This window comes from Kitasatospora sp. NPDC047058, from assembly GCF_040643935.1.
Taxonomy (GTDB): Bacteria; Actinomycetota; Actinomycetes; order Streptomycetales; family Streptomycetaceae; genus Kitasatospora.
The window spans coordinates 1-3,605 of record NZ_JBEYVJ010000571.1 but is presented as its reverse complement, the minus strand read 5'-3'; the positions used below and the strand labels follow the sequence as shown (position 1 = coordinate 3,605).

The following is a 3,605-nucleotide window of genomic DNA, read 5'->3' as shown; positions in this document are numbered from 1 at the left end:
GTGTCGCCGAGGACCTGCTCGAACTGGGCCAGGGTGGTCTCGTAGAGGGGGATGGCACGGTCCAGCTCACCAGCAGCGCAGTAGGCGTTGGCGAGACCGTTGCGACAGATCAATGTATCGCGGTGTGCGTTGCTGAGGGCTTGTTCGTACTGAGTGACGGTGGTCTCGTAGAGGACGATGGCTCGGTTCAGGTCACCGGCTGCCAGGAAGGCGCGGGCGAGGTTGCTGCGGCTCATCAGTGTGTCGCGGTGGGTGTCGCCCAGGACTTCCTGTCGTTGAACGACGACGGTCTCGTAGAGGGGAATGGCACGGTCAACGTCACCAGCAACCCGGTAGGCGTTGGCGAGGCCGTTGCGGCAGGTCAGTGTGTCGCGGTGGGTGTCGCCGAGGGTCTGTTGGTACTGGGCGAGGGTGGTCTCGTAGAGGGGGATGGCACGGTCCAGGTCACCAGCAGCGCGGTAGGCGTTGGCGAGGCCGTTGCGGCAGGTCAAGGTCTGGGCGTGGGTGTCGCCCAGGACTTCCTGTCGTTGGGCGACGGTGGTCTCGTAGAGGGGGATGGCGCGGCTGAGGTTGCCGGCTGCGCGGTAGGCGTTGGCGAGGCCGTTGCGGCAGGTCAGTGTGTCGCGGTGGGTGTCGCCGAGGGTCTGTTCGTACTGGGCGAGGGTGGTTTCGTAGAGGGGGATGGCGCGGCTGAGGTTGCCGGCTGCGCGGTAGGCGTTGGCGAGGCCGTTGCGGCAGGTCAGTGTGTCGCGGTGGGTATTGCCGAGGGCCAGTTCGTACTGGGCGAGGGTGGCCTCTCGGAGCGGGATGGCACGGACATCGTGGCCCTGGTAGTAGAGGTGTTGGGCAGCGGTTTCGTACAGTGCGGTGGCCGGGTCGTTCATGTGCCCCCGCGGGGTGGTGGCGGCGACGGCGGTCAGATGGGGCAGCAGCTCGTCCCACTTGGGGGACGAGCCGATCCTGAGCGGCGCGAGAGCGCGGACCAACGCCTGCTCGGCTTCGCGTCGGCCTGCCAGCAGGCCCTGCGAGCCGGCGGGGGCGGTAGCACGGAGGACTGTTTGGACGAGGCGGTGGACGCTGACCGTGTGCCTGGTGACGGTGGCCATGTTGTAGGCGGCCAGGAGTCCGAGAGCTTCGTGGAGGTCGTCGTCGGAGTCGGGCGTTTCCAGGAGATCGACCGGGATGTTGTCGGGGGCGAGCCAGGCCAGTGTGTGCAGAACGCCGACTGCGTGGGGGTTGCGGGTGGCGAGGGCCCGGAGGGTTTGGGTCCAGATCCGGGCGATGGTGCGTTCGGCGTCGATGTCGCCAGCGGCCTTGTCGAGTTTGGCGGTCAGACGTTGCCGGTAGGCGTTGATGCTGATGGTGGGGTTCTGTGCCAGGTAGGCGCCGGCCTGTTTCAAGGCGAGCGGTAGGTAGCCGAGGTCAGCGGCCAAGATGTAGGCGTCCTGGCGTTCACGAGGTGTGGGTGCGCTGCCGGCGAACGCGTGGGTGCAGATCAGTTCAGAGGCTTCGTCGGGGCTGAGGCTGCCCAATGGGTGCGTGCGTATGACGTTCGGCCATCCGGTGGCGCGGCGGCTGGTGATCAGGTGGTGGCCGCCGTCGAGGGCGCCGAGGTGCCGGTCCAGGTCGGTGACGTTCTCGACGTTGTCGAAGATGAGCAGCCAGCCGGTGTGCCATTGGAGCCAGGTCATGGCCCACTCGGCGCGCTCCTCCTGGGCCGCATGCCCGGGCCAGTGCGGGACGAGGCGCCGCGCGAGCTCTGCGAGTGACTGTTCTATGCGGGTGGGGGAGTCGGCGTTGATCCACCAGATGAGGCTGTAATCCTGGCGGTATCGGTGGGCGTAGGCGAGCGCGAGGGTGGTCTTACCGATGCCACCGAGGCCGTGGACGGTGGGAATCTGGGTGATCGCGGTCCCGCTGCCCTCGGCGAGTGTGTTGCGAATCCAGGTGAGGGCGTCATCGCGGCCAAGGCAGAGGGGGAGGAGCGGCAGGTTGGTGAGGCCGGGTGGTGCCTGGATGTCGCGGGCGGCGGTCAGCACCTCCGGCGGTAGGACGACGGCCGTCACGTCGCCGGTGACAGCGGTTCCTACGATGTGGGCGGCGACAGAGCGCTCGCCGGACGCCTCGGCGCTCACGTACCCATCCCGGGTTTCGCCGGTCGGTGCGTGACGTTGGCGTGGTCGCCCGTGGTGGCCATACCGAAAGCGTGGGCGGCGAGGGCGCGTGTCCCCGGGGCGGTGATGGCGACTCCTCCGGGCGTGAGGTCGGTCCGCAGCGTGATGACCTCGGGCAGGAGGGTAAGGGCGTCGTGCAGTGCCCGCATGATTTGCTGCCGCCGGGCGGCCAGGGGGTCCTCGCCGGTTGCCTCCTGGACGGCAACTTCCAGAGCAGCATGATTTACGGGCTCACCGCGATCCCAGATGGCGCGAGGGAGCGTTCGGCCGGCATTCGCGGTGGCGTCCTCCGCCCAGGTGATGACCGCGCTGCCGTAGGCACTCGGTGCGGCCGTCAGGCAGGGACCAGGTAGCCGCAGCAACTCCGCGATCGCCGCACTCGTCATCTGAAACCCCCAAGCAGAGACGCATAGCTGACTTGTCATCAGCATAGGAGTCCGGCGTTCTCCGGGCGACGGCTCGGGGGAACCTGCGGTACGCGACTGCCGGGCCTCGGACGATGCAGCCTGGCAGCCGGTCGGGCCGGAGACAATGCGCTGCTGTCCGATGGAGGCGGGGATGGCGTCCTCCGGCTCAACGGGGGCGGTGTGGGTCGGGTCGGCGCGGGCAATCTCCGTCCGCAGGGGCCGGGCCCGCTTCCGTCAGCCGGTTCTCGGCGGTTCCATCGGGGGCGGCTCGGGGGAGTAGCGGGCGCCGCCGGCGTTGAAGTGGGCCAGGTAGTAGGTGACGCCGTCGAGCTGCAGCTCCATGGGCGGGGGATCGGTGACCAGGTGGGCCGGACCGCGGTGGCCGTCGACCCGGGCCTGCATCTTCGGTGTGTTCCATGACCGTGCCCAGCTCTCGGCCTGTTCCGGGGGCCACAGGAAGCGGGCACCGAACTCCCTCTCCTGTCCGGGCTCCGCCTTCGTCAGCGCACGGACCAGCGCCGGACTGTAGACGGCACGGACCCGGAAGTTCACCAGGAACCGGCTCTTGATCACGATCCGCACGTAACGGCGGCCGTCACCCCGGTGACGTCCGGCCACGATGACGCTCTCGCCGCCGTCGCCCCAGGCCGGTGGCGCGATCCACACCTTCGCGCCCGGTGCGAAGTGCCGCAGCCCCTCGCGGATCTCCAGCCCGCCTTCGCCGTGGCCGGTCTCGTGCGCGACATTGGCCACGAGGCAGATGCCCAGTGGCTCCGGTCCGGTTGCGTCCGTCATGACCGCCATGATCGCTCAGGGGCTGTCGGGGCGGTCAGCCGGGGGGTCGCCGCTGCGGGGCCGGGTGCGCTGCTGCTTGCGTACGGGGGTTCGGTACGGTCCCCGGAACCTGCGTGCGGGGCGGCTCGGACCCCGGCCGGCCTCGGGGGGGGCGCGCCCCGGGGGGGGGGGCCCCGGCGCCTCGCAGGATTCCAGGAACTCGAACCACACGACCTTGCCCGCCCCCGCC

Annotated in this window: 3 protein-coding genes; all 3 read right to left on the bottom strand. The window is 69.5% G+C overall.

Going from position 1 to position 3,605, the window contains the following annotated elements:
• The coding region (locus ABZ885_RS37605; RefSeq protein WP_360199146.1) for a tetratricopeptide repeat protein at positions 1 to 2,135 on the bottom strand (2,135 nt) is incomplete at its 3' end.
• Positions 2,132 to 2,560 (bottom strand): hypothetical protein, encoded by a 429-nt coding sequence (locus ABZ885_RS37600; RefSeq protein ID WP_360199144.1) that lies wholly within the window; start codon positions 2,558 to 2,560, stop codon positions 2,132 to 2,134. The genes ABZ885_RS37605 and ABZ885_RS37600, both read right to left, overlap by 4 nt.
• 255 nt (positions 2,561 to 2,815) lie before the next feature.
• Positions 2,816 to 3,376: a hypothetical protein gene (locus ABZ885_RS37595; RefSeq protein ID WP_360199142.1), complete on the bottom strand. Its 561-nt coding sequence runs from the start codon at positions 3,374 to 3,376 to the stop codon at positions 2,816 to 2,818.
• Positions 3,377 to 3,605: the final 229 nt, after the last annotated feature.

What these genes read in the sequence shown, in the direction of transcription:
- ABZ885_RS37600 (WP_360199144.1), bottom strand. Translation starts at nt 2,560, where the DNA reads ATGACGAGTGCGGCGATCGCGGAGTTGCTGCGGCTACCTGGTCCCTGC.
- ABZ885_RS37595 (WP_360199142.1), bottom strand. Translation starts at nt 3,376, where the DNA reads ATGACGGACGCAACCGGACCGGAGCCACTGGGCATCTGCCTCGTGGCC.